Source organism: Helicobacter sp. MIT 99-5507 (assembly GCF_003364295.1).
Lineage (GTDB): Bacteria > Campylobacterota > Campylobacteria > Campylobacterales > Helicobacteraceae > NHYM01.
Genome location: NZ_NXLO01000004.1, coordinates 24,622 through 51,183, shown reverse-complemented (window position 1 = coordinate 51,183; position 26,562 = coordinate 24,622). Strand labels below are relative to the sequence as shown.

At 29.5% G+C, this 26,562-nt stretch carries 29 protein-coding genes and 1 pseudogene; 5 read left to right on the top strand and 25 right to left on the bottom strand.

Features of this window, described 5'->3' with window-relative positions; translation table 11 throughout:
- Position 1 precedes the first annotated feature (1 nt).
- A complete protein-coding gene (leuA, locus tag CQA42_RS06990; protein WP_115583980.1) occupies positions 2–1,672 on the bottom strand; it encodes a 2-isopropylmalate synthase in 1,671 nt (556 codons plus the stop codon).
- A gap of 269 nt (positions 1,673–1,941) precedes the next feature.
- On the opposite strand from leuA, the gene CQA42_RS06985 reads away from it, so the two are divergent.
- Complete coding sequence (locus tag CQA42_RS06985; RefSeq protein WP_115583979.1) at positions 1,942–3,327, top strand: DASS family sodium-coupled anion symporter; 1,386 nt, start codon at positions 1,942–1,944, stop codon at positions 3,325–3,327.
- On the opposite strand, the gene mnmA is transcribed toward CQA42_RS06985, so the two are convergent.
- The 19 genes and pseudogenes from mnmA to CQA42_RS06890 form a co-directional block, all read right to left on the bottom strand.
- A complete protein-coding gene (gene mnmA, locus CQA42_RS06980; RefSeq protein ID WP_115583978.1) occupies positions 3,324–4,358 on the bottom strand; it encodes a tRNA 2-thiouridine(34) synthase MnmA in 1,035 nt (344 codons plus the stop codon). The two genes, CQA42_RS06985 and mnmA, sit on opposite strands and share 4 nt — an antisense overlap.
- Before the next feature lie 203 nt (positions 4,359–4,561).
- Positions 4,562–5,161 (bottom strand): annotated as a pseudogene (locus CQA42_RS08475) (M48 family metalloprotease).
- A 16-nt stretch (positions 5,162–5,177) separates the two neighbouring features.
- Positions 5,178–5,387: a hypothetical protein gene (locus CQA42_RS06965; RefSeq protein WP_115583975.1), complete on the bottom strand. Its 210-nt coding sequence runs from the start codon at positions 5,385–5,387 to the stop codon at positions 5,178–5,180.
- Between the two features lies 1 nt (position 5,388).
- The gene (locus CQA42_RS06960) at positions 5,389–5,745 is read right to left on the bottom strand and encodes a LemA family protein (protein ID WP_258865604.1); all 357 of its coding nucleotides are present in this window, start codon (positions 5,743–5,745) and stop codon (positions 5,389–5,391) included.
- A gap of 14 nt (positions 5,746–5,759) precedes the next feature.
- On the bottom strand, positions 5,760–5,897 hold the full coding sequence (locus CQA42_RS08365; protein ID WP_220271582.1) for a LemA family protein: 138 nt from the start codon (positions 5,895–5,897) through the stop codon (positions 5,760–5,762).
- 147 nt (positions 5,898–6,044) lie between these two features.
- Entirely contained in the window at positions 6,045–6,875 is an 831-nt protein-coding gene (gene fliY / locus CQA42_RS06955; protein ID WP_115583974.1) for a flagellar motor switch protein FliY, read from the bottom strand.
- Complete coding sequence (gene fliM, locus CQA42_RS06950; RefSeq protein WP_115583973.1) at positions 6,872–7,942, bottom strand: flagellar motor switch protein FliM; 1,071 nt, start codon at positions 7,940–7,942, stop codon at positions 6,872–6,874. The genes fliY and fliM overlap by 4 nt, the downstream gene beginning before the upstream one ends.
- Positions 7,935–8,633: an RNA polymerase sigma factor FliA gene (locus CQA42_RS06945; RefSeq protein ID WP_115583972.1), complete on the bottom strand. Its 699-nt coding sequence runs from the start codon at positions 8,631–8,633 to the stop codon at positions 7,935–7,937. Before CQA42_RS06945 ends, fliM begins: the two co-directional genes overlap by 8 nt.
- A 2-nt stretch (positions 8,634–8,635) precedes the next feature.
- Positions 8,636–8,962, bottom strand: coding sequence for a hypothetical protein (locus CQA42_RS06940; protein ID WP_115583971.1), 327 nt, complete (start codon positions 8,960–8,962; stop codon positions 8,636–8,638).
- A gap of 19 nt (positions 8,963–8,981) precedes the next feature.
- On the bottom strand, positions 8,982–9,842 hold the full coding sequence (locus tag CQA42_RS06935; protein ID WP_115583970.1) for a MinD/ParA family protein: 861 nt from the start codon (positions 9,840–9,842) through the stop codon (positions 8,982–8,984).
- A complete protein-coding gene (gene flhF / locus CQA42_RS06930; RefSeq protein ID WP_115583969.1) occupies positions 9,839–11,248 on the bottom strand; it encodes a flagellar biosynthesis protein FlhF in 1,410 nt (469 codons plus the stop codon). Before flhF ends, CQA42_RS06935 begins: the two co-directional genes overlap by 4 nt.
- Positions 11,249–11,731, bottom strand: coding sequence for a 2-amino-4-hydroxy-6-hydroxymethyldihydropteridine diphosphokinase (folK, locus tag CQA42_RS06925; protein WP_115583968.1), 483 nt, complete (start codon positions 11,729–11,731; stop codon positions 11,249–11,251).
- Positions 11,732–11,752: 21 nt separating this feature from the next.
- Positions 11,753–12,766 carry an aminopeptidase P family protein gene (locus tag CQA42_RS06920; protein WP_115583967.1) on the bottom strand — a complete coding sequence of 338 codons (1,014 nt, stop codon included), beginning with the start codon at positions 12,764–12,766 and terminating at the stop codon, positions 11,753–11,755.
- Positions 12,767–13,222 carry a type II 3-dehydroquinate dehydratase gene (aroQ, locus tag CQA42_RS06915; protein WP_115583966.1) on the bottom strand — a complete coding sequence of 152 codons (456 nt, stop codon included), beginning with the start codon at positions 13,220–13,222 and terminating at the stop codon, positions 12,767–12,769.
- A 66-nt stretch (positions 13,223–13,288) separates the two neighbouring features.
- Positions 13,289–14,419, bottom strand: a complete 1,131-nt coding sequence (locus CQA42_RS06910; RefSeq protein ID WP_147289271.1) for a DUF6056 family protein — start codon at positions 14,417–14,419, stop codon at positions 13,289–13,291.
- Positions 14,341–14,742, bottom strand: a complete 402-nt coding sequence (locus CQA42_RS06905; RefSeq protein WP_115583964.1) for a DUF6056 family protein — start codon at positions 14,740–14,742, stop codon at positions 14,341–14,343. Before CQA42_RS06905 ends, CQA42_RS06910 begins: the two co-directional genes overlap by 79 nt.
- Positions 14,743–14,956: 214 nt before the next feature.
- Positions 14,957–16,831, bottom strand: a complete 1,875-nt coding sequence (gene dnaK / locus CQA42_RS06900) for a molecular chaperone DnaK (RefSeq protein WP_115583963.1) — start codon at positions 16,829–16,831, stop codon at positions 14,957–14,959.
- 20 nt (positions 16,832–16,851) lie between these two features.
- Positions 16,852–17,409: a nucleotide exchange factor GrpE gene (gene grpE / locus CQA42_RS06895; RefSeq protein ID WP_115583962.1), complete on the bottom strand. Its 558-nt coding sequence runs from the start codon at positions 17,407–17,409 to the stop codon at positions 16,852–16,854.
- A 22-nt stretch (positions 17,410–17,431) separates the two neighbouring features.
- Positions 17,432–18,205 carry a hypothetical protein gene (locus CQA42_RS06890; RefSeq protein ID WP_115583961.1) on the bottom strand — a complete coding sequence of 258 codons (774 nt, stop codon included), beginning with the start codon at positions 18,203–18,205 and terminating at the stop codon, positions 17,432–17,434.
- A gap of 255 nt (positions 18,206–18,460) precedes the next feature.
- Between CQA42_RS06890 and CQA42_RS06885 the strand changes: the two genes are divergently transcribed.
- From CQA42_RS06885 to groL, 3 genes are all read left to right on the top strand, one after another.
- Positions 18,461–19,087, top strand: coding sequence for a class II aldolase/adducin family protein (locus CQA42_RS06885; RefSeq protein ID WP_115583960.1), 627 nt, complete (start codon positions 18,461–18,463; stop codon positions 19,085–19,087).
- A 255-nt stretch (positions 19,088–19,342) separates the two neighbouring features.
- Positions 19,343–19,612, top strand: a complete 270-nt coding sequence (groES, locus tag CQA42_RS06880; RefSeq protein ID WP_115583959.1) for a co-chaperone GroES — start codon at positions 19,343–19,345, stop codon at positions 19,610–19,612.
- A gap of 27 nt (positions 19,613–19,639) precedes the next feature.
- Positions 19,640–21,277, top strand: coding sequence for a chaperonin GroEL (groL, locus tag CQA42_RS06875; protein WP_115583958.1), 1,638 nt, complete (start codon positions 19,640–19,642; stop codon positions 21,275–21,277).
- A gap of 153 nt (positions 21,278–21,430) precedes the next feature.
- Here the strand turns inward: groL and fliR are convergent, their stop codons facing one another.
- Positions 21,431–22,201 carry a flagellar biosynthetic protein FliR gene (fliR, locus tag CQA42_RS06870; RefSeq protein WP_115583957.1) on the bottom strand — a complete coding sequence of 257 codons (771 nt, stop codon included), beginning with the start codon at positions 22,199–22,201 and terminating at the stop codon, positions 21,431–21,433.
- A gap of 198 nt (positions 22,202–22,399) precedes the next feature.
- Here fliR and CQA42_RS06865 point away from each other — a divergent pair, with 198 nt between their 5' ends.
- On the top strand, positions 22,400–22,939 hold the full coding sequence (locus CQA42_RS06865) for a type II secretion system protein (RefSeq protein ID WP_115583956.1): 540 nt from the start codon (positions 22,400–22,402) through the stop codon (positions 22,937–22,939).
- A gap of 119 nt (positions 22,940–23,058) precedes the next feature.
- On the opposite strand, the gene CQA42_RS06860 is transcribed toward CQA42_RS06865, so the two are convergent.
- From CQA42_RS06860 to CQA42_RS06845, 4 genes are all read right to left on the bottom strand, one after another.
- Positions 23,059–23,709, bottom strand: coding sequence for an ABC transporter ATP-binding protein (locus tag CQA42_RS06860; RefSeq protein WP_115583955.1), 651 nt, complete (start codon positions 23,707–23,709; stop codon positions 23,059–23,061).
- Entirely contained in the window at positions 23,706–24,776 is a 1,071-nt protein-coding gene (gene tsf / locus CQA42_RS06855; RefSeq protein ID WP_115583954.1) for a translation elongation factor Ts, read from the bottom strand. The genes CQA42_RS06860 and tsf overlap by 4 nt, the downstream gene beginning before the upstream one ends.
- Complete coding sequence (gene rpsB / locus CQA42_RS06850; protein WP_115583953.1) at positions 24,773–25,564, bottom strand: 30S ribosomal protein S2; 792 nt, start codon at positions 25,562–25,564, stop codon at positions 24,773–24,775. Before rpsB ends, tsf begins: the two co-directional genes overlap by 4 nt.
- A gap of 377 nt (positions 25,565–25,941) precedes the next feature.
- Positions 25,942–26,415, bottom strand: a complete 474-nt coding sequence (locus tag CQA42_RS06845) for a DUF411 domain-containing protein (protein ID WP_115583952.1) — start codon at positions 26,413–26,415, stop codon at positions 25,942–25,944.
- Positions 26,416–26,562: the final 147 nt, after the last annotated feature.

The following is a 26,562-nucleotide window of genomic DNA, read 5'->3' as shown; positions in this document are numbered from 1 at the left end:
ATCATGCCCCTTTTAAACTTTTTAATATATGATTGATAGCACTTATAAGACCATAGACTGAAGCTTTTATGATATCTGTATCAATTCCTACACCAAAATATTTTTTTTCATCACTTACTATATAAACATACGAAATAGCCTTAGAGCTAGATCCTTTACTTAATGAATGCTCACTATAATCTATGATATCAAACTTAAAGTCCAAAATTTCACGCAATGCATTTGCAACAGAATCTAGACGCCCATTTCCACTACTTGTAATATTAAAAGATTGGTGTTTGTATTCTACATTTAGTGCTATATTGATATTATTATCTGTGTCTTTAAAGACAAAATCAAGCACCTTTAAATAAGATGAAAGATTCACAAAGTCATTTTGAAAAATATCACAAATCTCTTTTGGGCTTAATTCTTTATTCATTTCATCAGATATATTTTTGACATAATATGAAAAAGCCTCTCTAAAATGCATAGGCAAATCAATACCATAATGATTATACAGCACATAGGCAATGCCACCTTTTCCACTTTGAGAATTTATTCTTATTACATCGCTTTCATATTCTCTACCAACATCTTTTGGATCAATTGGTAAATATGGCACACTCCAAGTTTTGAGATTCTTTTCTTTGTGATATGCCATTCCTTTAGCAATAGCATCTTGATGAGAGCCAGAAAATGCTGCAAATACAAGCTTTCCAGAATATGGTTGTCTTTCATATACTGGCATTTTGGTCACTTTTTCATATAAAGCACAAATTGAAGGAATATCGCTAAAATCAAGATTTGGATTTACTCCATGAGAATATAAATTCATAGCAAGAGTGATAATATCTACATTTCCTGTTCGCTCACCATTACCAAAAAGTGTGCCCTCAATCCTATCTCCTCCAGCAAGAATGCCTAATTCCGCATCAGCTACAGCACAACCTCTATCATTGTGAGGGTGAAGAGAGATTATTATATTTTCTCTATTATGTAAATTATTTGACATATACTCAATTTGACTTGCATAGATATGTGGTAAGCTCATTTCAACGGTTAAAGGAAGGTTGATAATAAGCTTACTATCTTTTGTAGGTTCAAAAATGTCTATAACACTATTGCAAACTTCAAGTGCATAATCAATCTCTGTCCCACTAAAACTTTCTGGAGAATATTCAAATCTAAAATTTCCTTTTGTATTTTTAGCACAATCTTTTACTATTTTTGCACCATTTATTGCGATTTGTTTTATCTCATCTTTTGATTTTCTAAAAACTTGCTCTCTTTGCGCATAAGAAGTAGAATTGTAAAAATGCACTATTGCATTTTTACAACCCTCTAGGCTATCAAAAGTCTTTTTTATTATATGCTCTCTTGCTTGTGTAAGCACCTGTAAGCAAACATCATCTGGCACTAAATCATTTTCAATCAATTCTCGCAAAAAATTATATTCTGTATTGCTTGCTGCTGGGAATCCTACTTCTATTTCTTTAAATCCAATCTTTACTAGCAGTTTAAAAAATTCAATCTTTTCTTCTAGATTCATAGGAGTGATTAATGCTTGATTTCCATCACGCAAATCAACGCTACACCAAATAGGTGCAGATTCTATATATTCTTTTTTACACCACTCCAAAGACTGCACAGGAGGCATAAAATAGCCTCTTTTATATTTTCTATGATCCATAAATTTTCCTTGAATTTTCTAAAATAAATAATTTGAGACTCAAATATGCAATAATCAATTTTAAGTGCATATTGTAATAATAAGATTCTTAAAAACATGATAAAAATTATTTATTAGCATTCTTAATATGTATAAAAATTGATATTTGAGTAAATTAAGAAATAAACATACGATAAGAATACAACAAAATTATTTAAATATTTTTCTAATTTTTATTTTTGTTATAATTGAAACAGGTTTAAAAAGAATATTTCAAAAAGGTATAATTCATGGATATAACTCCTCTTAGTCCTGCTATTAGCACCCACCCTTCAAAATGGGCTCTTGGTGTAATCATCATAGATATTATTTTATTTTTTATTTTATATAATTTTTTACCATTTGATTCTAATGCAAATGCTGGAATCTGCCTATTGGTATTTATTGGAATCTTGTGGCTTACAGAAGCTATTCATGTAACAATAACTGCATTATTGATTCCTTTGATTGCGGTTGCATTGGGATTATTAGATACAACAAATGCACTAAAATCATTTGCAAACCCTATAATATTTCTATTTTTTGGTGGATTCGCACTAGCTACAGCTTTGCATATTCAAGGGATTGATAGATTTATTGCAAATAGAATGATAGGTATTGCAAAAGGAAAACTATGGCTTGCAGTAATTATGCTATTTATTGCTACTGCACTTTTATCTATGTGGATTAGCAATACTGCAACCGCAGCTATTATGCTACCACTTGGGCTTGGAATCTTATCAAACCTAGATGCAAAAAGCGATCGAAATACTTTTGTTTTTGTATTGTTAGGTATCGCATATAGTGCTGGTATCGGTGGATTTGGAACTATAGTTGGCTCTCCACCAAATGCAATAGCCGCAGCAGAATTAAATATTGATTTCTTTTCTTGGATGAAACTTGGTATTCCATTTATGATTGTCATGCTTCCTTCTTGCATATTTTTGATGTATTTGGTTTTAAAACCAAAATTAAATACAACATTTGAGATTAAAAAAGAAAATATTGTTTGGGGATTCCACTCGATATCTGTAGTTATTATATTCATTCTTACTGCTATTTCATGGATTTTTAGCACAAAAATAAGTGAATATTTTGGTGGCATAAAAGAAATGGATTCTATTATTGCGATTGCTGCAGTCATTGCTATTGGATTTACAAAAACAGCCTCTTGGGAACAAATCCAAAAAAACACAGAATGGGGAGTTTTATTATTATTTGGTGGCGGATTGGCACTAAGTGCTATATTAAAAGATTCTGGAGCAAGCGAAGTTATGGCAAATGGAATGGTAGCCTTATTTGGTAAGAGTTCATGGATTGTTATTATCATTGTAGTTGCGACATTTATCATTTTTCTAACAGAATTTACTAGTAACACAGCAAGCGCCGCACTTTTAGTGCCTATATTTGGTAGTGTTGGACATGCTGTTGGCATGCCACCTTCACTTTTGGTATTAATAATAGGCTTTGGTGCAAGCTGTGCTTTTATGCTACCTGTAGCTACACCACCAAATGCCATTGTTTTTGGCACAGGACATATCAAACAAATGGAAATGGTTAAAGTTGGAATATTTTTAAATATTCTCTCTATTGTCCTTATAAGTTTATTTGCTTGGTTTATCTGGAGATTTATTTAATATGAAGATTCTATAAATCCCCCACCAAGCACTATGTCATCTTTATAAATCACTAAAGCTTGCCCATTTGCTACACCATAAACATCTTCAAGCAAATTGGCAATAATCTTATTATCAATAATTTCAATTTGTGCTTTTATAGCATTTGAGCGATATCGTATTTTTATATCATAGATTCCATTTTTTACATTATCAAGAGATTCTATTTTTGCAATAACCCTGCTTTTTTTTAAATCTTGTTTTTCTCCTACAATAACAACATTATCACTTGAGTTGATATCTAGCACATAGCTTGGGCTGTGAGAGCCTTTTATATTTAGCCCTTTTCGCTTTCCTATTGTGTAGTGCATATAGCCCTTGTGTTCGCCAACTATATTGCCATTTTTATCTTTTATAAATCCAATATTATTTACTTCTATATCTTTGCTTATTGTATTTATATAATCCTTATCAACAAAACAAATTTCTTGAGAATCTTTATATTCATCTAATTCACCAAACCAAGGCATAGCACTAAAAGCTTCTTTTTTTAGTTCACTTTTTATCTTATTGCCAAGTGGAAAAATAAGCCTATCTTTTGCTTCTTTGCTTATTCCAAATAAAAAATAGCTTTGATCTTTACTCTTGTCAAATGCTTCTTGTATATAGTTTGTTCCATCTATTTTTTTTATCCTTGCATAATGTCCGCTTGCAATAAAATCACAATCAGAATCTAGAGCCTTTTGCAATCCTAGACCAAATTTGATATGCGGATTACACATAGCACAAGGATTTGGTGTTTGTGCATTTTTGTAAGATTCTACAAAATATTTATAAACTACCTCTTCAAACTCTTTTTGCAAATCAATAACACTAAATTCAATGCCTAATTCCTTTGCTACTTTATTGCATTTTTCTATATAAAAATTGTGTTTTTCTTCCTTATTATGAAGCTTTAGGTAGAATCCTTTTACTTTATATTCTTTCTTTAATAAATACGCACTATATGAACTATCTACACCGCCACTCATAAGTAATGCAACTTTTTTCAAATAATATCCTTTTAATTTGTATAAAGGCGCTATTCTAGCAAAAATTTAAAATGTAATTATAAGGTCACAAATATTATTTGCAGAATCTAACACAAATGCACTCTAAAGTTATGGATATTTGTGTTTATGTAGAAAATTATCTAATAATCTATGCTAAAGCAAAATAATTTAATATTTTTATAAAAATAAAAAGATTCTTATCATTAAAGCTTTATATTTTGTAGTCGTTTAAGTCTCTCTTTTATACTTGGGTGCGTAGCAAACAAAGTAGAAAAACTAGACAAGAAAAACATATGTGCATAAGGTGTAGCATTTTTATTACTAATGTGAGATTGATTTTTTTGCTCTTGTGTTGCATATTTCCCAATCTTTCGCAATGCATTTTTTATACCATCTGGATTCCTTGTATATTGCACGCTTGAGGCGTCAGCTAGAAATTCTTTTTACCTTGAGATTGCACTTTGAATTATTTGTGAAAATATGCTTCCTATAAAGCCAATTAGAATAATCATCAATAATAATACCAATATAGCTACTTTACCTTCAGATTTATTCTTGCTGCTCCTGCTGGTATTTTTAAAAGCACCTTTAAGCATAGAATGTCCAATCATACTAATACAATTCATTGCAAATATAATTGAAATAAGCTTCATATTTAGTTCTACATCATCATGAAAAATATGTGAAAATTCATGTCCAATTACACCTTGCAATTCATCTCTATTAAAAGAATCAAGTGCGCCTTGTGTCACAAAAATAGCAAATCTCTCCTTGTATGTGCCTAGACATTCTCCACTGCACATTGCATTTATACTAGTTTCATCTCTTATTACAAAGATTTGGCATTTTCATCTGTGATGCAATAGCCATTTCTTCTACTATATTTAATAAAATCTCTTCATTTGCTATCACATTATTTTTTGATAATTCTTCTGCATTTAATTCCTTTGCGATATTATTTATACTATTTTTTGATAATTTAAAAATATTAATAAAGTATGCAATGATTACGACAAAAATTAGACCCACATTAAAAACTAATCTTTGGTGTTTCGTTTAATTTTTCGCTACTTTCATTAAATGTCAATAAAAGCAAGTCTTTTTTAAATCTCTTAAAATATGAAGCAACCATATTTGCAGGAAAACTTTGTTTGTAAGTATTATAATTCATCACACTATCATTATATGCTTGTCTTGCAAAAGCTATTTTATTTTCGCTTGAAGCTAGCTCCTCGCTTAGCTGTTTCATATTTTCGTTTGCTTTTAATTCTGGGTAAGATTCAAGTGTGACATTTAACTTACCTAAGGCAGATTCTAAAAAGCTTTCTGCTTTACCTAGCTGATTTATTTTTACATTGCTAGCATCTTTTGCAACAGAATCTAATATACTTTTTGCTTCATTTATAGCTTCTCTTTTATCAATGTTTCTTCTTCATGCTTCATATATTTCTTTGCAACTTCTACTAAATTTGGTATCAAATCATATCTTCTTTTAAGTTGCACATCGATTTGAGAAAATGCATTTTGTGAGCGATTCAAAAACATTACAAGTTTGTTATAAGTAGTGATTATAAATGTAGCAATTGCAATTATAATTAATATTCCAATAATAAATTAACCATGTCGCCTATTTAATTTATCCTATTTTTTAGATGATTTAAACAATTATATAGTTTTATAAATAAACTATATTTTCAATTGCTCTAATCTTTCTTTTTTTGTGCCTATTTCAGTTATTTGCACTCCAAAATTACCATCAATAATGACAACTTCACCTTTTGCTATCACCTTATCACCAACTAGAATCTCAAGTGGATCATTTGCAAGCTGATTTAGCTCAATAACGCTTCCTATATCCATCGCAATTACATCTTTTAAAAGCATCTTTTTTTGCCCTATTCGAACTTTTATCTGCATCTTTACATCAAGAAGCATGCCAATATTTCTAATTTCAGCTGAATTTAGATTTGGTAAATCATCTTTAGATTCTACCTTAGATTCTGATTGCACTTGCTCCTTTGTTTTACCATTTAGTTCATTTACGATATCAAAACTAAGCAAAATAACAAAATTTGAATGAATATTATTTAAATCAAATTCAAACAATATTCTATCTTTGTAGTTGCTAGTATCTGTTGTATCAAGAATCTTAGAATCTACTACTTTAAAATCCATTTTTGGTAATTCTTTTTGACCTTTTAATGTAGTAGATAATGCTCCAAAAATATTAGATGAAACTTCTTTTATTGCATCTAAATCATCGCTAGTTATATTATCATTGCTTACACCTTCTCCACCAAGCATCAAATCAGGCAATGCAGTAGCAATAATACTAGGCACTACAATAGCTATCTTTGCATTATTATTATTTTCAAGCTCAATAAATGCAAATGAGCCATCAATATTAAGATTATTTGCCTGTGCTGTATTACTATATTTTATACTTGGTTTTTGTCCAGTAAGCCCTTCTATTGTCGAAATAGCTTCATTTTGAATGAGATTTATAAAATTTGTCATTTTATATCTTCCTCTTCTTTGATATTTTCTGCTCTATGTTTTCTATTATTTTCTAACATTTCTAGCACTTCTCTTACTTTATCTTTTTCAGTTGTAATTACATCTTTTATCTTTATAGTTTTTCTATATCTTTGTAGTCCAATTTCACCTATATATTTATCTCTATCATCTATATTGACTACTACCATATCATCAGCAACTCTATCTAATCTTATTATATCACCAGCTTTTAAATCAAGTATTTCTTTCATGCTCAATCTTGCACTACCAAGTATAGCTGATACATTTACAACAGCACCACCAATTAGAACTTGTAATTCTTTATTTCTACTTTTTTTAGAGCTCGTTTCACTTAGCATAAAATCTCTACTTGCAAGTCTTGAGAGTATAGATTCTAGTGAGATGACAGGATAACAAATATTCATCATTCCATTGCTATGCCCAATAATAATCTCCATAACAACCATGATTACAATTTCATTTTGTGCGACTATTTGTATTACACTTGGTGAAGATTCTTTTGCATCAATGCTAGGAAATATTTCTGTTATAGGCGCCCATGCTTCTTTTAGATTCTGCATAATATGCCGTAAAATCGTATCAAGCAAACTTAATTCAATATCGCTAAAATCTCTTGTATTTTCGTATGGCTCACCATTTCCACCAAGCAATCTATCTATCATAGGAAATGCAATGCTAGGATTGATTTCTAATACTCCACTTCCATCAAGTGGCTTCATTGAAAATACATTAAAGCTAGTTGGGCTAGGTAAGCTCATCAAAAACTCACCATAAGTCATTTGATCCACACTATGAAGCTGAATCTCTACTATACTTCGCATAATAGCAGATATTTGACTGCTTAAATTCCTAGCCATTTTATCGTGGATTCCACGAAATGCCCTTAGTTGCTCTTTGCTTACTCTATTTGGTCTTTTAAAATCATATAAAGTAACTTGCTTGCGATTAAAAATCTCATTATTTTCCAAGTTCGCATTATCTTCACCCTCATCATCAACAACTTCAAGTAAAGCATCAATCTCTTCTTGGCTTAAAATATCAGCCATTTATATCTCCTATGCGAAGTCGTATTTTTTTTATCACTTCTTTATGTATTTGTGAGATTCTAGAGATTGTTATATTTAAAATTGAGCTAATTTCACCTAATGATAATTCATCAAAATAATATAGCTGTATAATCATTTGTTCTCTCTTTGATAAGCTAGAGAGAATATCTTGTATTAGACTAACTAATTCTTCTTTTTCTATTTTACTTATAGAATTCTCACCTTGTATCGCATTGTATTGTTCATCAAGTGGAATAAGAGTATAAAAATCTGATGCAATTTTAGCTTCTTTTATTTTTTTGATATCTTCATTTAAAACTTGTGCTAAATATTCATCACTTGGCTCTTCTTCGTGTTCATTAAAATATTTTGAGACTTCTTTATCAATCAATTTTATTAGCTTTCTATTTGATCTAGATATAATGTCTAAATTTCTCAAATAATCAAGCATAGAGCCATAAACTCTTGTCTTTGCATAGCCCCAAAATGAATCATTTATAGAATCATCATATCTTCTTGCTAGCTTTATCATCTCTTCTGTTCCAATTGATATCAAATCATTAATATCAATTGAGCTAGGAAGTCTCTCTTTTAATCTAAAAGCCATTGCACGCAATGCTGGCATATACTGCAATACTAAGGCATCTTGTGAATGCTTCAACTCTATATTGTAATCATTTTGTTGTTTCATTGCTATTTCTCATTATTTTCATTGAGTGTATCAATGCTATGCTTTAGATATTGTCTAACACCAAGAACTTCCTTTTCTTTCTTGTCAAATTCATTACAATAGTAATTAAGAGTAGAATCTATTTTATCTCTATTTAGTTTTGTTTGACTATAATCAAGAAACATCATATAAAATGAAGCACAACAAGTGACAATCAAATACAAAACAATAGTGCATACAATAGTTCCTAGTATAATTAACTCTGGTGTATTAAATTTCAAAATAGAAATAATAAGACCTAAGAAAAACCCAGCAACAACGCTAAAACTCATATAATTATCTTGTTTCAAACATAATCTCTACAATGAATTAAAATCGACTTAATATATTTCTAATAAATCTATTAAACCCGCTCTCATTATATGGAAGCACATTTTGTTCCATATTTTTAAGAAGATTTATAGCTATTGTTTGTAGGCTTGCACTAGCAAATGATTGAGGAAAAACTTTTGTAAATAATTTTCTTTGTCTATTAGATTGCACTATGCTATCACTAGATGAAATTTTTCCAAGTAGCTCTAATTCTAAATTTGGAATATTACTCCCTGCAACACTCTTTAATCTATCAAACACTTTATTTGCTTCTCTTGTGCTATTTACTTGATTTACTATTACATATATTTTGTTTTTATGTCTTGATGATACTTTTATTGACGCGTAAGCATCAGTTAAGGCTGATGGGTCTGGCATAGTGACAACAATCACATAATCACTTGCAGATAAAAAAGTCTGCACACTATCGCCAATTCCCGCTCCTGTGTCTATTATTAGATAATCAAGAGAATCTAAAATTACACTTTGATTTGAAAATTTCTCTAAAATATTATCATTATATTTAAATATCTCATCGCCTGTATATCCAGGTATTAGACACAAACCGCTTTCTATATTTATCACAATATCTTCAAATGATATATCACCTTTTAAAACATCTAAGATATTATATTGCGCCTTTACACCAAATATCAAATCTAAATTAGCAAGTCCTATATCTGCATCAAATACACCGACTTTATATCCCATACTCCAAAGAATATAAGCCATATTAGCACTAATTGTAGATTTTCCTACGCCACCTTTGCCACTTGTAATTGCAATAAATGTAGTATTTTTTTTTGGATTTTGAATTTTTTTTAATAATTCATCTAAACCTGCAGCCTGATTTTTCATCTAAGTATCTCATCTCTTGATGGCTTTGAAAATCCATTTATAATACAATCTGCTAGATAATCATTTCTTGCTGCCAAAATATCTTCTGGCACTTCTTGCCCTATTGTAAAATAGCTAACGGGCTTTTTAGTATCATAAATTAGTGAGAAAAGATTCCCAAATCCTTTGCTTTCATCTAATTTTGAAAATATAAGCGTATCAATATTTAACGACCCAAATGAATAATAGATATCCATCAAATCCTCATATTTTGTAGTGGCACACAAGACTAAATTTACATCTATATTATAATCTGCATTGACATATTTTTTTAAAATATCTAACTTTTGTTTATCATGCTGTGAGCTTCCTATAGTATCAATAAGTATATAATCACAATATTTAAGCTCATCAAGAGATTTTGTGAATTCGGTTGTATCATTTACTGCATTTATAGATAATTTTAATTTTTTTGCATAAAAAGCAAGTTGATCATATGCACCGATTCTATAGCTATCAAGCGTTATTAAACCGACTTTATATCTATGTTTTACAGAATAATGAGTAGCAAGCTTTGCGAGCGTAGTAGTCTTTCCAACGCCTGTTGGTCCAACAAGCATAACAATTCTTTTTCGCTTCATGTCAATATTTTCTGGACGACAAGCTATCATCTTTCTTAATACTTCTCTAAAATATCGCTTTATTGTTACACTATTTTCTCGCATATTTACAGGCATAAGATTCTGCGAGAGTTGCATTATCTCTTCTAAATGTTCATTTTTCATTCCACTATTTTTGCAGATTCTATATATCTCTGCAAATTCATGTGGAATATTATTTGTATTTTGGGCTCTCTGGCTTATATCATCCCAAAACATACTTTGGATAAGCTTCATTTTATCATTTATTTTATCTAGCTCTTGTCTTATATTTTTTAAGTCTTTTGCTTCATCTTGATTTCGTTTTGCTACTTCTTCTCTTGTTTTATCAATATTATCTTTAGTGCTTTTTTTGGAATTCTCGCTAATATTTTCTCTTGTCTCAATTCCTCTTTTTGATGTATTTGGTGTAAGTTTTGCTATTTCTTTCACAGCATTAGATATTTGGATTCCAATATCACTACTTTGTCTTTCTTTTGCTTCTTTCTTTTTTTCAATTGCCTTTTTTGCAATATTTTGAAGTCGCTTTTCTACGCTATTATCTGGTAAATCATCATTTGTATCATCATTTGTATCATCATTTTTATCTTTATTGTCTTGCTTTGGGGCGACTACGACTATCTCCCATAAGCCATTTTCTAAAAGTGATTTTTTTCTAATTTCTTTTGATGAAACAATTAATGCATCTTCTCCATGTTTATTTTTAGCAATTTCCATGGTTTCTTTATAACTCGGGGCTGTGTAAGTATACATTTGCAAATCTTGCATTTAAAATCCCTTATAATTAACTTGATACAAAAGCGGAATAAGAACACTATCTCGTTTATTCCAATGCAAATGCGGAATATTTAGCTTCTTACTTCGTATAAATATATCATTAAAAAATAAAATATCGATATCTAGCGTGCGAGGTGCATTTTTAAACTCTCGCTTTCGCTTTCTCCCAAAGATTCTCTCTATATAAAATATAAATCTATAAAATTCTATCAAACACATATTTGTAGATAAAATAATAGTGCTATTATAAAAATCATTCTGTTTTGTATAGCCAAATGGAGGATTTTTATATATTGGTGATGTAGAAATCAAGGTTATATTACTATTTAATCTTAGCTTTTTAATAAAATGCAAAAAAGTTTTGATTGGATTTTTTAAATTTCCACCAATTGATAAAATACTTATATTTTGTAAATATATATTTTTATTTTTATTTACAAATGGAAAAAATGAATTTGTAATAATCTCTCTCAAAACTACTTCCTTGTAAAAATCCTAGAGTATTTCTGCCCTGCCATTTTTCATCAATACCAAATCTTCAATCCTTATGCCAAACTCATTATCCAAATAGATTCCAGGCTCTATTGAGAAAATCATCCCATCTTCTATAATCATTTCACTTCTATGAGATATGATTGGTAATTCATGAATATCAAGCCCTATTCCATGACCAGTAGAATGTGTAAAATAATCACCATAACCAGCCTTTGATATATAATCTCTAGCAATAAAATCAATATCTTTTGCTTTCATTCCACTTTTTGCTTTCTTGATGGTTAGTTCTTGTGATTTTAGAACAATATCATAAATCTTTTGTATTTTTTTTGGCATTTTTTGCTTTTTACTAAATTTGATTTCACCATCAAAAAAAGCACTTCTAGTCATATCAGAACAATATCTTTTATATTTTATTCCTGCATCAAATAGTAAAATATCATTCTTTTTTAACTTATCTTTGCTTGGAAGTGCATGAGGCTTGGCTGCATTTTTATTTAGTGCTGTTATAGGCTCAAAACTAAGCTCATATTTGCCATATTTACTTAAAATTTCTTTTGCTTTAAAATTCAAAAATAACTCACTTCTACCTTCAAGGCTATTTTTGCTTAAAAAATTTGCAAATTTTTTAAAAGCCTTTTTATTTAGTTCTTGTGATTTTTTTATCAAATTTATTTCATCATCATTTTTAATCACTCTTAGTTTTTGATGAAAGTTAGATTCTGCACTTAAATCTAGTGTATCTGACATTTTATTATAAGATTCTATGCTTATTTGCGATGGATCAAATATGATTTTTTTAACATTATTTGCAACTTTAATTAAATCTGCTATTAAATCACTACTAGTAATAACTTCTATATTTTTATCTTTTATATTTTCTTTTGCTTCTAAAGTATATCTGCTATCAGTGATAAAAAATGATTGTTTGTCATTTTTAAAAAAGATTGCATTATCACATGAAAATCCACATTCATAAAACATAGCATTTTGATTATTGGTAATAAATGGCATTTATTTCTCTTGCTTAGCTTTTAATTCTGTAATAATTTGCATTAATGATAGCAATCCTAAATGATACCCAAATGGTCCAAATCCTGTGATGACACCAGCACTTGCAGCACCTGTATATGATTGCTTTCTAAAATCTTCTCTAGCAAAAATATTGCTTAAATGCACCTCAACAACAGGCATGCCAGCTAATGCTATTGCATCTGCAATTGCTATTGAAGTATGAGAATATGCCGCAGGATTAATTAAGATACCATCTGCAACTCCTATGCATTCTTGAATCTTATCTACTATTTCACCCTCAAAATTGCTTTGAAAAAAATCAATTTCAAAATTATTTTGTTTTGCAACAGATTCTATATTTTGATGAATTTGTTCTAATTTCATAGGTCCATAGATTCTAGGATCTCTATGTCCAAGCATGTTTAAATTTGGTCCTTGAATAACAACTATTTTCATAAGTTCCCCCTAAAATATTTGCTTAAAATCTTTAAATGAAAATTATATCAAAAGAGATTTATAATTTCATTTTATATATTTATAAACATCATCTACCCTAAAACTTTCTAATCCAAATTTATAAGCATAAAGCGGATTTGGGCTTTCATGTATGATATCAGTTGGAAGTGGAGAATCTATAAAGTTTGGATATTTTGATATAAAAATATTTTCAACTATCACATTGTAGTTTCCTCTTTGTTTCTCTTTTTCTATATATGCAAGCATATCATTCCATCTATTATAAAATTTATAATATTCACTTGCAACAAAAATACTATAAGCTATACAAAATACACAAATAGCTGTATTTATAAGCTTTGAAACTTTGATATATTGATACAAAATACAAAATACAGAAATAAGCACCAGAATCTCTCCAAGTCTAGCTCGTGGCGGTAGTATTAGAATCTGAATTCCAGATAAACATAAAAGTAAATATATGATATATAATGCAAAGATTATCTTGTAGATTCTATGTTTTTTAAATATAGATATTAAAATGATGATTGATACTATATGAAAAACTAAGCTATTATTATTTAAAAATATCAAAGAAGAGATAAATAATACAAGCGTAAAATACAATATTTTAAACTTGCTTGGAATATTTTCTTTTGTGCCTAAAAACAATACAAGCAAAACAAAAATCTTAAATATATCTGTCATTGAAGAGTCAAGAAGCAACAATACTCTATCTATTTTTTGATAAAAGCTTAATGCTAGAATCTCGCTTATTTTTAAAAACTGCCCATTTAAAATAGACATTGATGATCTTGCTGCATGTCCTGGGGAAAAATATAACAATAAATATCCTAATACAAAAGATATTACACCAAGATAATACCATGCACCAAGTTTTATATGCTTATATTTTGCATATACAATAAAACAAATATGACACAAAATAGCAATGATGCCTAGCTGCTCACTTGCCATACCAGCTAAAAGATTGGTAAATAAAATAAGTGGATTTTTTATCACTTTATTTTGCTTGTTTTTATTAGTAAATATATCATTCCAAAACAATCTATATGGAAGCAGGGCTATTATCATAAGCAAGATTCCCCACATATAGTTTAAACTTCCTGCACCCCACAAAAAATCAGCTCCAAATGGAGCAAAATAAAGCAATAAAAACATATCAAAAGAATGCAATATATATCTTTATTATTTGGGAATCTAACAAAGATGAAAATAAAAAACATCCATATAAAAACACTTCCAAACAATGCATTAATAAAATCAAAAACAATATCACTCCATCCGCCCACAAAGCTTACAAATACTAATTCACCAATCCTTGCATTCCAAGTCATATATGAATTAATAGCAGCACTAAATCCATCTTTTGCTTTTATGCTTGCATGAATATCATCAGCTTGCGGTGGTAAAAAAATATTTAATACAAATAAATATAAAAAGATTAAAAAAAATAAAAATAATGGAATCTTTGAATCTAAACAATCTTGTAATCTCAAAATTACATCCTATTGAATTTTTGCCAGCATGATTTTTGCAAATGATTTTACTCGCGTTATTATAATAGATATTCATTTAGATTCTATATTTTTATAGATTCTATTGATTGCCATCATAAAGCCAAATATGATGATATTAAATTGTGTAGGTTTTGGATAATTTAGATTCTAGCCTCAAGAGACTAGAATCCTTTGGATTGTTTATAGGATTGTATTACTCGACTTCAGCATCGATTACATCATCATCTTTTTTGTTATTTTGTGAAGATTCTGCACCTTTATCATTTTTTGCATACATAGCTTCTGCAAGTTTGTGACTTACATCATTTAGAGCTTTTATTTTGCTCTCAATCTCCTCTTTTGAGGCATGATCATTTTTTAGTGTAGTTTTTAGATCTTCTAATGCATTTGTAATATTTGCCTTATCATCATCACTTAAAGATTCTTTTAACTCATTTAGACTTTTTTCTGTTTGATGAATTAATGCATCTGCTGTATTTTTTGTCTCAATTAATTCTTTTCGCTTTAAATCCTCTTCTTTGTGCATTTCTGCATCTTTTACCATTTTATCAATCTCACTATCGCTTAATCCACTTGAACCTGTAATTTTTATTTCTTGTGATTTACCTGTAGCTTTATCTTTTGCACTAACAGTTAAGATTCCATTTGCATCAATATCAAATGTAACTTCGATTTGAGGCACACCTCTTGGAGCTGATGGGATACCTGTTAAATCAAATTTACCAAGAGATTTATTATCTCTTGCTAACTCCCTCTCCCCTTGTAAAACATGAATGCTTACTGCTGGTTGATTATCTTCAGCAGTTGAAAAAACTTGTGCTTTTTTCGCTGGAATTGTAATACCTCGATCAATTACCTTTGTCATCACTCCGCCTAAAGTCTCAATTCCAAGGCTAAGCGGTGTAACATCAAGAAGTAATACATCTTTTACATCACCTTTTAACACACCACCTTGAATTGCTGCACCAATTGCTACAACTTCATCTGGATTTACAGATTTATTTAGATCTTTATTTGTAAACTCTTTTACTCTATCTTGCACTTTTGGAATACGAGTTGAGCCACCAACCATAACAACTTCGCTAATATCACTCTTATTCAATTTAGAATCTTTGATTACTTCATCAATCTTTTTGATTGTTTGCTCTACCAAATCATCAATCAAACTTTCAAATTTAGCACGAGTAAGTTTTTTTACTAAGTGTTTTGGACCTGTAGCATCAGCTGTGATAAATGGTAGATTTATTTCAGTCTCACTTGCACTAGATAGCTCCTTTTTAGCAGCTTCTGCAGCATCTTTTAATCTTTGCAATGCCATTACATCATTTTTAATTTCTATGCCACTTTCATCTTTGAATTCTCCTGCAGCCCAATCAATGATTCTATTATCAAAATCATCACCACCAAGAAACGCATCTCCACCTGTTGCTAAAACTTCTACGACATTATCACCTGTTTCTAGCACGGTTACATCAAATGTTCCACCACCTAAATCATAAACTACAATCTTTTCAGATTCTTTTTTATCAAGTCCATAAGCAAGAGCAGCTGAAGTTGGCTCATTGATTATTCTAAGCACATTTAACCCTGCAATTGTTCCTGCTTCTTTTGTAGCTTTTCTTTGGCTATCATTGAAATATGCAGGCACAGTGATAACAGCCTCTGTGATAGATTCTCCTAGATAGCTTTCAGCATCTTCTTTTAATTTCATTAGTATTTTTGCAGAAATCTCTTGTGGAGTATAAACTTTGCCAGCAATCTCAATTGCACAAGCACCATTTCTATCGACAATCTTATATGGAAGCCTTTTTTGTGCTTCTTTTGCTTTATCCTCATTAAACATCAAGCCCATAATTCTTTTTATTGAATATATAGTTTTTTGTGGGTTTGTAATGGCTTGTCTTTTTGCACTCTCACCAACTAGAATCTCGCCTTTATCAGTAAAAGCAACGATTGAAGGTGTTGTGTTTTTACCTTCTTTATTTGCAATAATCTTTGCTTCATTTCCTTCAAAAATACTCATTGCTGAATTTGTTGTTCCTAAGTCAATTCCTAAAACTTTACTCATTTTTTGTCTCCTTTGTTAAATTAACTATTTTTTGTTATTGAAACCATAGAAGGTCGAATAATTCTTTCTTTATACTTATAGCCTTTTTGTATCACTTGGGCTATTTCTCCATCTTCTTTGCTTTCATCTTTTACTTGCATAATTGCATTATGCAAATTTGGGTCAAAATTACTATTTGTATCAATAACTTCAACACCATTTTTATTTAAAGCTTTCATAAAATTATCTATTGTTAGTTTTATTCCAGCTTCTATATTTTTTATGCTCTCTGTTGAAATATTAGTGCTTGAGATTCCATTTAATGCAGATTCTAAAGTATCTAGAATCGGTAAAAAATCTTTTAGTATATTTTCATTTGCATATTCTAAACATTGATTTTTATCTCTCTCAAGCCTCTTTTTTATATTTTCAAAATCTGCATGAGTTCTTATATATTTTTCTTCTAACTCCTTGATTTGTAGATCTTTTTGTTTTAATAACTCTTCTGTATTAATAGAATCTGTATTGGTAGATTCTGCACTAGAATCTTTATCTAATTCATTTGTTTCATCATTATTTTCTATATTTTCGTCTTGCAAATTATCCTCCTTTTATTAATCTTTAAGATGCTATTTTTTGATAAAAAGATGTATAGTCTTTCTTTAATCCACCAACAACAAACATCTTTCCAAAATTGTTATCAATCATAATATCATGCAAAATACCCATATATCCGTCTGGAAACAAATCAAAATAAAAGCCATTTTTTAAAGTATAAAAAATATCTCCATTTATGATCTTTAATATAGAATCTAAATCTTTGATAAAAAATAACTCTTCAAAACTAAAATTATAAATCTTTGTAGTTGCAACACCAAGAAGGCGATTATAAAGCTCATTTGCACATACACTTTTTGCAATGCTTCTAATTTCTTCTATATCCTGATATAAAAGTTCATTTAAAAAACTATGCAAATGTCTAGTATAAGGCAAAATTGTCTCTACATTATCAAAGACTAAAATACTATATTCATCATTATAATTTATGATTTTTTGCAATCTCTCCTGTTTGTGGATTTTTATATTACAAAATATTTTATGTTCAATACTTGCTTTGTTGATTTTATCTATACTATTAATATTTAAACAATTAGAAATGTCTATATTTTTTCTCCAATATGATTTTAAAGTAGAGTTTGTCGGAATCTTGCCACTACTTATATGCGGTTGGGCTAATACTCCTTCATTTACTAAAACTTTAAAATAATTTCTTATAGTTGCAGATGAGATTTTCATATCAATATTAAGTTTTAATGATTCTGAACCAATAGGCATACCATCTTTTATATAAATAGAAATCATTTCATTTAGTAATTTTTCTTTTCTATCTTTCAAATATAAACCTTTATTATCAAAATCTCAATCCTTTAAAAATTAATATTCTAAGAAATCAAAATGGATTATATCATAAATTTTAAAAAATTTAGCACTCAAATAAAAATATTGCTATTTTTTTAAAAAAAAATATAAATATTAGTTATATACTATCAACTAAATTAAATAAATTTAATCAATATTATTAACTACACTAAACATAATATAAATTATATCTCAATGCTATATCAATATTTGATATGCTATAATATACACATGATACATAAAAATATAAATAGTGAGCTTCTACAAGAGCTAATAAATATATCACTAACAATGTTTAGAAAAAATTTCTTTGATATTTTTCATGGTGCAATTTCTATGAAAATTGATGATAGTAAATTTATGATAAATACAAAAGATGCGGTCTTAAACTCTCCAGCTTTAGAAAATTATATGGTATTAACTCACAAAAGAAATTATAGCTGGCAAGAAGCAAGTGATGATGCTTTTATTCACTCTTTTATTTACAAAGAAATTAGCGAAGCAAAATGTATTGCATACACATTTCCAAATTTTACAATGGCTCATTCACTAAATAATAATAAATTCATTCCAAAAGATTATTTTGGATACAAAAAATTCAAAGAGGCAAATATATATAATCCTGGTGATTATGATAGTTGGTATGAAAGAGCGGATGTGGAGATATGCAATTTCTTACGTCAGAATAAAGTAAATTTTATAATAATAAGAGGATATGGACTTTATATATACGAAAGAGACCTTCCACAGCTTGCAAAAACAATATCGATGATAGAAAATAGTGCAAAAATATTAGTTTTATCAGATACATTCAAGAATACGCACAATTTCAATATATTAAATAATGTAGATTCTTAAAAGTATTAAATATCAAGATTCTGCTTTGAATAAAAATTTATTCAGTTATTATATTGTAAATAAACTTTAGTCTATTTATATCAATATTATTAATATCTTCATATATATTATTGACTTATAAAAATAAAAACTTTATAATTCTAGCACTTAAATTTTAAGAGTGCTAAAATTTAAGCTTTAAGATTTTTATATTGAAAAAAATAATATCTTAAATCAGTCATCTTACAAATAAGTATAAATAAGGAGTATAGCGTTATGAAATTTAGACCACTAGATAAACGTGTATTATTAGAGAGAGTCGAAGAAGAAACAAAAACTAGCTCTGGAATTATCATACCAGATAATGCAAAGGAAAAGCCACTTGTAGGAATTGTTCGTGCAATTAGCAAAAAACTAGAAAAAGAAAGTGAAATAAAAGTCGGTGATAGCGTAGTTTTTGATAAATATAAAGGTTCTGAAATCAAAATTGATAATAAATTATATGTAGTAATTGACGAAGAAGATTTACTAGGAATCTTAGGTTAATTTAAATATTTTAAAAAGGAGAAAATTATGGCAAGCAAAGAAATAACATTTTCTGATAATGCAAGAAATAAATTATTTGATGGCATTAAACAGCTAAATGATGCAGTAAAAGTTACTATGGGACCAAAAGGAAGAAATGTATTAATACAAAAAAGTTATGGAGCACCAAGTATCACAAAAGATGGTGTAAGTGTTGCTAAAGAGGTTGAATTAAAAGATCCAATAGCAAATATGGGAGCTCAACTTGTAAAAGAAGTAGCAAGCAAAACTGCTGATGCAGCAGGAGATGGCACTACAACAGCAACTGTTTTAGCATATAGTATATTTAAAGAAGGTTTGAGAAATATTACAGCTGGAGCTAATCCTGTGGAAGTAAAAAGAGGTATGGATAAAGCTACAAATGCAATTATTGATGAACTAAAAAAGATGAGCAAAACAATAAAAGGAAAAAAAGAAATAGCACAAGTTGCAACAATTTCTGCAAACTCTGATGAAAATATCGGGAATCTTATCGCTGAAGCAATGGAAAAAGTAGGTAAAGATGGCGTTATTACCGTTGAAGAAGCAAAAGGTATCAATGATGAATTAAATGTTGTTGAAGGTATGCAATTTGATAGAGGATATCTAAGCCCATATTTTGTTACAAATAGTGATAAAATGACTATTGAGTTAGATAATCCATATGTGCTTTTAACTGATAAAAAAATCACATCAATGAAAGATATTCTTCCATTATTAGAAGCTACAATGAAAAGTGGCAAACCACTACTTATCATCGCAGAAGATATTGAAGGTGAAGCCCTAACTACTCTTGTTGTAAATAAACTTCGAGGTGTTTTAAATGTAGCTGCAGTAAAAGCTCCTGGATTTGGTGATAGAAGAAAAGAAATGTTAAAAGATATAGCGATTTTAACAGGCGGACAAGTAATAAGCGAAGAGTTAGGAAATACCCTAGAGAGTGCTACAATAGCAGAACTTGGTCAATGTGCAAGAATCTCTATTGATAAAGACAACACAACAATTGTCGATGGCAAAGGTAAAAAAGATGATGTAAAATCAAGAATAAATCAAATCAAAGCTCAAATCGAAACTACAACAAGTGATTATGATAAAGAAAAATTACAAGAAAGACTTGCAAAATTAAGCGGTGGTGTTGCGGTTATAAAAGTAGGTGCGGCAAGCGAAGTAGAAATGAAAGAGAAAAAAGATAGAGTTGATGATGCATTATCTGCTACAAAAGCTGCGGTTGAAGAAGGAATCGTTGTTGGTGGTGGAGTTGCTTTAATTAGAGCAGGATTAAATGTAAAATTAAATTTAAGTGGTGATGAAGCAATAGGTTATGATATCATCAAAAGAGCAATCAAAGCACCATTAAAACAAATAGCTAAAAATGCTGGCTATGACAAAGGCGTAGTTGTAAATGAAATAGAAAAATCTAAAAAAGATAGCTACGGATTTGATGCTAGCTGTGGTGAATATGTAGATATGTTTGACAAAGGTATAATTGATCCGCTAAAAGTAGAGAGAATCGCTCTTCAAAATGCTGTATCAGTTTCAAGCTTATTGCTTACAACTGAAGCTACAATAAATGAAATAAAAGAAGACAAACCAGCTCCAGCAATGCCTGATATGGGTGGCATGGGCGGTATGGGTGGAATGATGTAATTTCACTCTAAACTTTTATCTTAAATAGAATCTCTAAAAGATTCTATTTAAAGACTATTTTCTTTTCTACAATAAATCAAAACTAACATATTTGCAAACTTTTATCATGCTAAAAATATATTTACAGCTAAAACATAGAATCTTAATGATATTTTATCCACCAAGTATCTTTCCAGTGATTTTGAAAGCCTCTAAAATCTCATCTTTAAAATGCCACATCATAGCAGGCAACGCCAATATAAGCACAATTAAAGCAATAATGATTTTTAAAGGAAGCCCAATTACTAATAGATTAAATTGCGGGTGAGTCCTAGTTATCATACCAAATATAATTTCAGATAGTAATATCACGCCTATTACAGGAAAAGCAACAGTAAATCCTATGACAAATAAATTTGCCATTGCTTTTATAAAATATACTGCCATATTTGAATCTAACTCAAAACTACCAAGTGGCGTAGCGTGCAAACTTTTTGCAATTAAAATAAATACAAGATGATGATAATCAAGGGCTAAAAATATAAGCAAAGCAACGAGACTAAGAATTTGTGCGATGATTAGATTCTGTGCGCCACTTACTGGATCGTATGAACTTGATATACTCATACCAATACTAAATCCTAGAATCTCACCTGCATATGAAATAGCACTAAATACAATTTGTAAAAAAAATGCACTCACAAAACCAAGCAGAATCTCACTTAAACCAGCTAAAATAAACTCTAAAATGCTAATATTTGTATCAAATGGGGGAAGCAAAGGAAAAAATAATAATGCTAGAAAAAATATCATAGCACCTTTTAGCGAGATAGGTATAAGTCTAGAATCAAAAAATGGGAAAAATGCCACAATACCGCTAAATCTAAGTATCAAAAGCAGAAAATTAGCTACACTACCTTCACTAAGATATGAAACAATCTCCACTCTGACCGCCTTTAAAATACAATTTAGGCTGTATTATATAAAAATAGAAATAAAACTAGAATCTTTACAAAATTTATCGTTATTATTTTTTATAATAAAATCTTCTTGCTTTTTAAGAAAATATTCAAAAAAAAAATGTTTAAATTTCATTAACTTTTATCCTGATGGATTTAAGGAATTTATTATTGGAGAAAGAAAATGAAAAGAAATGGTTTTAGTATGATTGAGTTAGTATTTGTTATTGTTATCTTAGGAGTTTTAGCAGCAGTTGCGGTGCCTAGATTTGTAACAACAAGGACAGATGCACAAGTAGCAATGGCAAGAAGTGATATTGCTTCTACACTAAAAGCAATTCCTGCAAGAGTTTTTGCAGAAAATATAGATCCTACAGCATCAGCTCCTACTGGTTTTAGTAACTGGGGTGAGTGGATGATAGATACAGGCGGACTTGATCGAGGTAGATGGAAAGCTGGAAATAGTGGAACTAGTAACAACCCAGGAATTGAACCACTTGGTAATGTTGTAACACAAAGTGGAAGCAATCAAACTGGCGGATGTGGACATATTATTCAATTAAATACAAGTACAGGAAATTTAATCTTTGATCCAAACCAAATTGCAGCTACATCAACTAATGGAGGTAATGGAGGGACATTCTGTAAAACACTAAAAGAATCTTATCCAAGTGGTTCAAATAGAATTATCCCGCTAGCAACTACTGGAGCAGTGAAATTCTAAGAAACTTTCTTTTAGATTCTAGCTTAAGCTAGAATCTAAATTCGCTTTTTTAGATTCTACTTTTTTAATTTTTAAATTATTTTTCTTAAGTCTTTCAGAGGATTCTTAAAAAATATTTATTATTTTTTAGTTTCTACTAATTTGCAGTCTTTTAGATAAAAGATTCTATCGCACATATTTGCGATTTCTATATCATGCGTAGCAATTAGCATTGCAGCATTATTAATATTAAGATAGTTAAATACAACTTCCATCACTTTAATAGAAGTATTTTTATCAAGATTCCCTGTTGGTTCATCTGCAAATATAATCTTGGGCTTTTTTTGTAATACCCTAGCAATGGATAATCTTTGCTGCTGACCACCGCTAAGCTCCCCAATTTGCTGTTTTAGCAAGTCTGATATACCAAATTTTTCTAATAAATCCATATCAATTTTTTGATTTGTAAGGATTGAAGCAACTTTGAGATTCTCCAAAACATTAAATCCACGAAACAGATAATGTGATTGAAAAATAATCCCTATTTCATTTTTACGAATGGATAAAATCTCATCATCATTTATACTATAAATATCATTTTTGCCATTTAGATTTACTATACCGCTTTTGGGTTTAAGCAGTGTGGAGAGATTATTAATTAAGCTAGATTTTCCGCTACCACTAACGCCAAGGACTGCTACACTTTCTTTTTCTTTTATATCAATATTTACATCATCATATAAAAGGTGTTCAAAGCTATGTGACAATCCCTTAGCTTGTATTAGATTCATAGATTTAATTGACTAGCTACTTCTTTAGCAAAATCTTCTTCTTTTTTCTCTATACCCTCACCTAGTTCATATCGCTCATATCTTGTGATTGTTATTTTATCGTTTAATTCTTTGCTTTTTTCATCTAATATTTGAGCTATTGTTTTTTTATCATCCATTACAAAAAATTGCCCAAGCAAAGTAAGTCTTTGATCTAGCAAAGTATTATCAGCGATAAATCTATCAAGTAATCCTGGAATGATTTTATCCCAAATAGCTTCTGGCTTTTTTTGTGCTTTTAGATTCTCTTTAAATTGCTCTTCTTTTTTAGCAAGCACTTGGTTGTTTAATTCTTTTTTACTTATGTATTCTGGAATTGTTTTTAGAGTTTTACCAAGTCTTTTTAACTCTTCATTTTCTTTTTCTATCTCTGCGACTAAAGCACTTTTTTCTTTTGCAATAAAATCATCACTAAATTCATCATAGCTTATTATTTGTGGTTTCATAGCAGCGGCATGCATACATAGATTTTTGCTAAGTTCTACTAATTTTGCCTTAGATTCTGCATTATTAAAACTTAATGAAATGATAGTGCCTACCTTGCCATTTGAATGCAAATAACCATTTGTAATGCTATTATTATTTGAGCTTATATTGCAAAATCTTCTAACAACGATATTTTCACCAATTTTTGCAATTTGTGATTTTAAATAATCTAAAAAACTAGCTCCATCAACAATAATATTATTTAAATCTTCTATATTGTTAATATTTGAGCTAGAAATGATATCTAGTGTCTTTGCACAAAGCTCTTTAAAATTATCATTTTTTGCAACAAAATCTGTTTCACTATTGATTTCAACCATAGAGGCTTTTGTAAAATCATTATCAACTTTAAGAACAATAGCACCCTCTGCCGCCACTCTATCAGCTTTTTTTGCAGCTTTACTCAATCCTTTTTCTCGCAAATATTCGATAGCTTTTTCTATATCGCCATTTACTTCAACTAATGCCTTTTTACACTCCATCATTCCTGCATCAGTCATATCTCTTAATTTTTTTACTAAGGCAGCAGTAATTTCCATTATTTTTCATCTCCTTTAGAATCTTCTTGAACACTAGAATCCTCTTTAAATTCTGCTTCATCTACGACTTTACTATCGTTTTTCTCTGTAGAATCTAAAGATTCTGTATCTTTATTAGATTCTCTACCTTCAATAATTGCTTCACTAATTTCTTTACAAAATAGCTGAATACTTCGTATTGCATCGTCATTTCCGGGAATTGGATAATCAACTTTATCAGGATCACAATTCGTATCAAGTGGCGCTATTACTTGAATGCTAAGTCCTCTTGCTTCCTCAACAGCGATATGCTCTTTTACAACATCAATTACAAAAATCATATCTGGTAGTTTTTTCATATGCCTAACACCACCTAGATATTTTTCTAATTTTTCTTTTTTTCTAAGTAGCATTAATTTTTCTTTTTTTGTCAAAAGATCGATTTGTCCGCTATTTTCCATCTCTTCGATTAATTCTAATCGTCTAATTGATTTTTTAATTGTGCTAAAGTTTGTAAGCATACCACCAAGCCATCTATAATCAACATATGGCGCACCAACACTTTGTGCATATTGTTTTATAGTTTCGCCTGCTTGTTTTTTTGTGCCAACAAACATAATCGTTTTACCCTCACTTGAAGCGTCTTTAACAATGCTATAAACATATCTAAAATATCTGATTGTCTTTTGTAAGTCTATAATGTGGATATTTTTTCTAGAACAAAAGATGAATTTTTTCATCTTAGGATTCCATTTTCTTGTTTGATGCCCAAAATGTACTCCGCATTCAAGCAAGTCTTTCATTGTAACCATAATTTTCTCCTTGTGTAATATTAGTTTATCCCGCCACGTTCATTTAAAAAGAATATCTTTCAACTAAATCAAGAATTAACGTGTGTGAATTTTTAATCAATGAAGCTCGGATTCTACAATAAAATACTTTCTTTAAAACTTAAAATCTATCCAAAATATTTGCTTACAAGTATCTAAAATAATAATTTAAAAAAATCTCAAGCAAATAATATTCTACATTATGAAGCTAACTAAAAAATGATGTAGCAATCTACTTAAGCAAGGATGGATTTAAAACTAGTCAAATCATGCTCTAGCTTAGTAGATATTTTAAAAAGGTAGTTTTAGAATTTTTATAAATTCATCATTTAAAGATTATTACTTTAAATATTTATATTTTAATGTTCGTGATTTTGGTGCTTTTTATCCAAAAGTTTATGTCCTTTATAATAGCCATAAAGTTTATAGCCTCCATCTTTAAGCATTAAGATTACAGGATATTCTTCTTCATATCCTTGCTCCATGCCTGGACTTCCTTGAGGCATACCAGGAGCTGAAATCCCTATAACATCTTTTGGTTTATTTTCTAAAAGCCATTTTACTGCATCATTTGGTACATGCCCTTCTATAGCATATCCATCTATCACACCTGTATGGCAACTTTGGTATTCAGATTTTATATTAAAATCTTCTTTGATTTTCATAAAGTCGTTAGTTTTATGAACATACACTTCATAGCCTTGATCTTTCATGTATTTTACCCACAGATCACAACACCCGCAGGTCGGGCTTTCATAAACTTCAAGCTTTTTATTTGCTCCAAAAAGCATAAGAGGTAAAATAATAGCAGTGCTTAAAATAATTTTTTTCATTACAAGTCCTTTGAAAAGTTGGTTTAATTAAAGATTATTCCTTTGTGCCTTTGGATTATATCTAAATTATATTTCCATTTTTCACAATAAAAGCTGCATTTAAAAGCAAATATTTGATATTAGCCACTTATTGCTTGGTAAAAATTA

Excerpts from the sequence above, each read along its gene's own strand:
- CQA42_RS06920 (WP_115583967.1), bottom strand. The coding sequence starts at position 12,766 with ATGCCATTTATTACCAATAATCAAAATGCTATGTTTTATGAATGTGGA.
- rpsB (WP_115583953.1), bottom strand. The coding sequence starts at position 25,564 with ATGGTTACAATGAAAGACTTGCTTGAATGCGGAGTACATTTTGGGCAT.
- flhF (WP_115583969.1), bottom strand. The coding sequence starts at position 11,248 with ATGCAAGATTTGCAAATGTATACTTACACAGCCCCGAGTTATAAAGAA.
- groES (WP_115583959.1), top strand. The coding sequence starts at position 19,343 with ATGAAATTTAGACCACTAGATAAACGTGTATTATTAGAGAGAGTCGAA.
- CQA42_RS06945 (WP_115583972.1), bottom strand. The coding sequence starts at position 8,633 with ATGAAACAACAAAATGATTACAATATAGAGTTGAAGCATTCACAAGAT.
- CQA42_RS06845 (WP_115583952.1), bottom strand. The coding sequence starts at position 26,415 with ATGAAAAAAATTATTTTAAGCACTGCTATTATTTTACCTCTTATGCTT.
- CQA42_RS06985 (WP_115583979.1), top strand. The coding sequence starts at position 1,942 with ATGGATATAACTCCTCTTAGTCCTGCTATTAGCACCCACCCTTCAAAA.
- dnaK (WP_115583963.1), bottom strand. The coding sequence starts at position 16,831 with ATGAGTAAAGTTTTAGGAATTGACTTAGGAACAACAAATTCAGCAATG.
- fliY (WP_115583974.1), bottom strand. The coding sequence starts at position 6,875 with ATGACAAATTTTATAAATCTCATTCAAAATGAAGCTATTTCGACAATA.
- leuA (WP_115583980.1), bottom strand. The coding sequence starts at position 1,672 with ATGGATCATAGAAAATATAAAAGAGGCTATTTTATGCCTCCTGTGCAG.
- CQA42_RS06860 (WP_115583955.1), bottom strand. The coding sequence starts at position 23,709 with ATGAATCTAATACAAGCTAAGGGATTGTCACATAGCTTTGAACACCTT.
- CQA42_RS06865 (WP_115583956.1), top strand. The coding sequence starts at position 22,400 with ATGAAAAGAAATGGTTTTAGTATGATTGAGTTAGTATTTGTTATTGTT.
- groL (WP_115583958.1), top strand. The coding sequence starts at position 19,640 with ATGGCAAGCAAAGAAATAACATTTTCTGATAATGCAAGAAATAAATTA.
- fliM (WP_115583973.1), bottom strand. The coding sequence starts at position 7,942 with ATGGCTGATATTTTAAGCCAAGAAGAGATTGATGCTTTACTTGAAGTT.
- CQA42_RS06885 (WP_115583960.1), top strand. The coding sequence starts at position 18,461 with ATGATACATAAAAATATAAATAGTGAGCTTCTACAAGAGCTAATAAAT.
- aroQ (WP_115583966.1), bottom strand. The coding sequence starts at position 13,222 with ATGAAAATAGTTGTTATTCAAGGACCAAATTTAAACATGCTTGGACAT.
- CQA42_RS06935 (WP_115583970.1), bottom strand. The coding sequence starts at position 9,842 with ATGAAAAATCAGGCTGCAGGTTTAGATGAATTATTAAAAAAAATTCAA.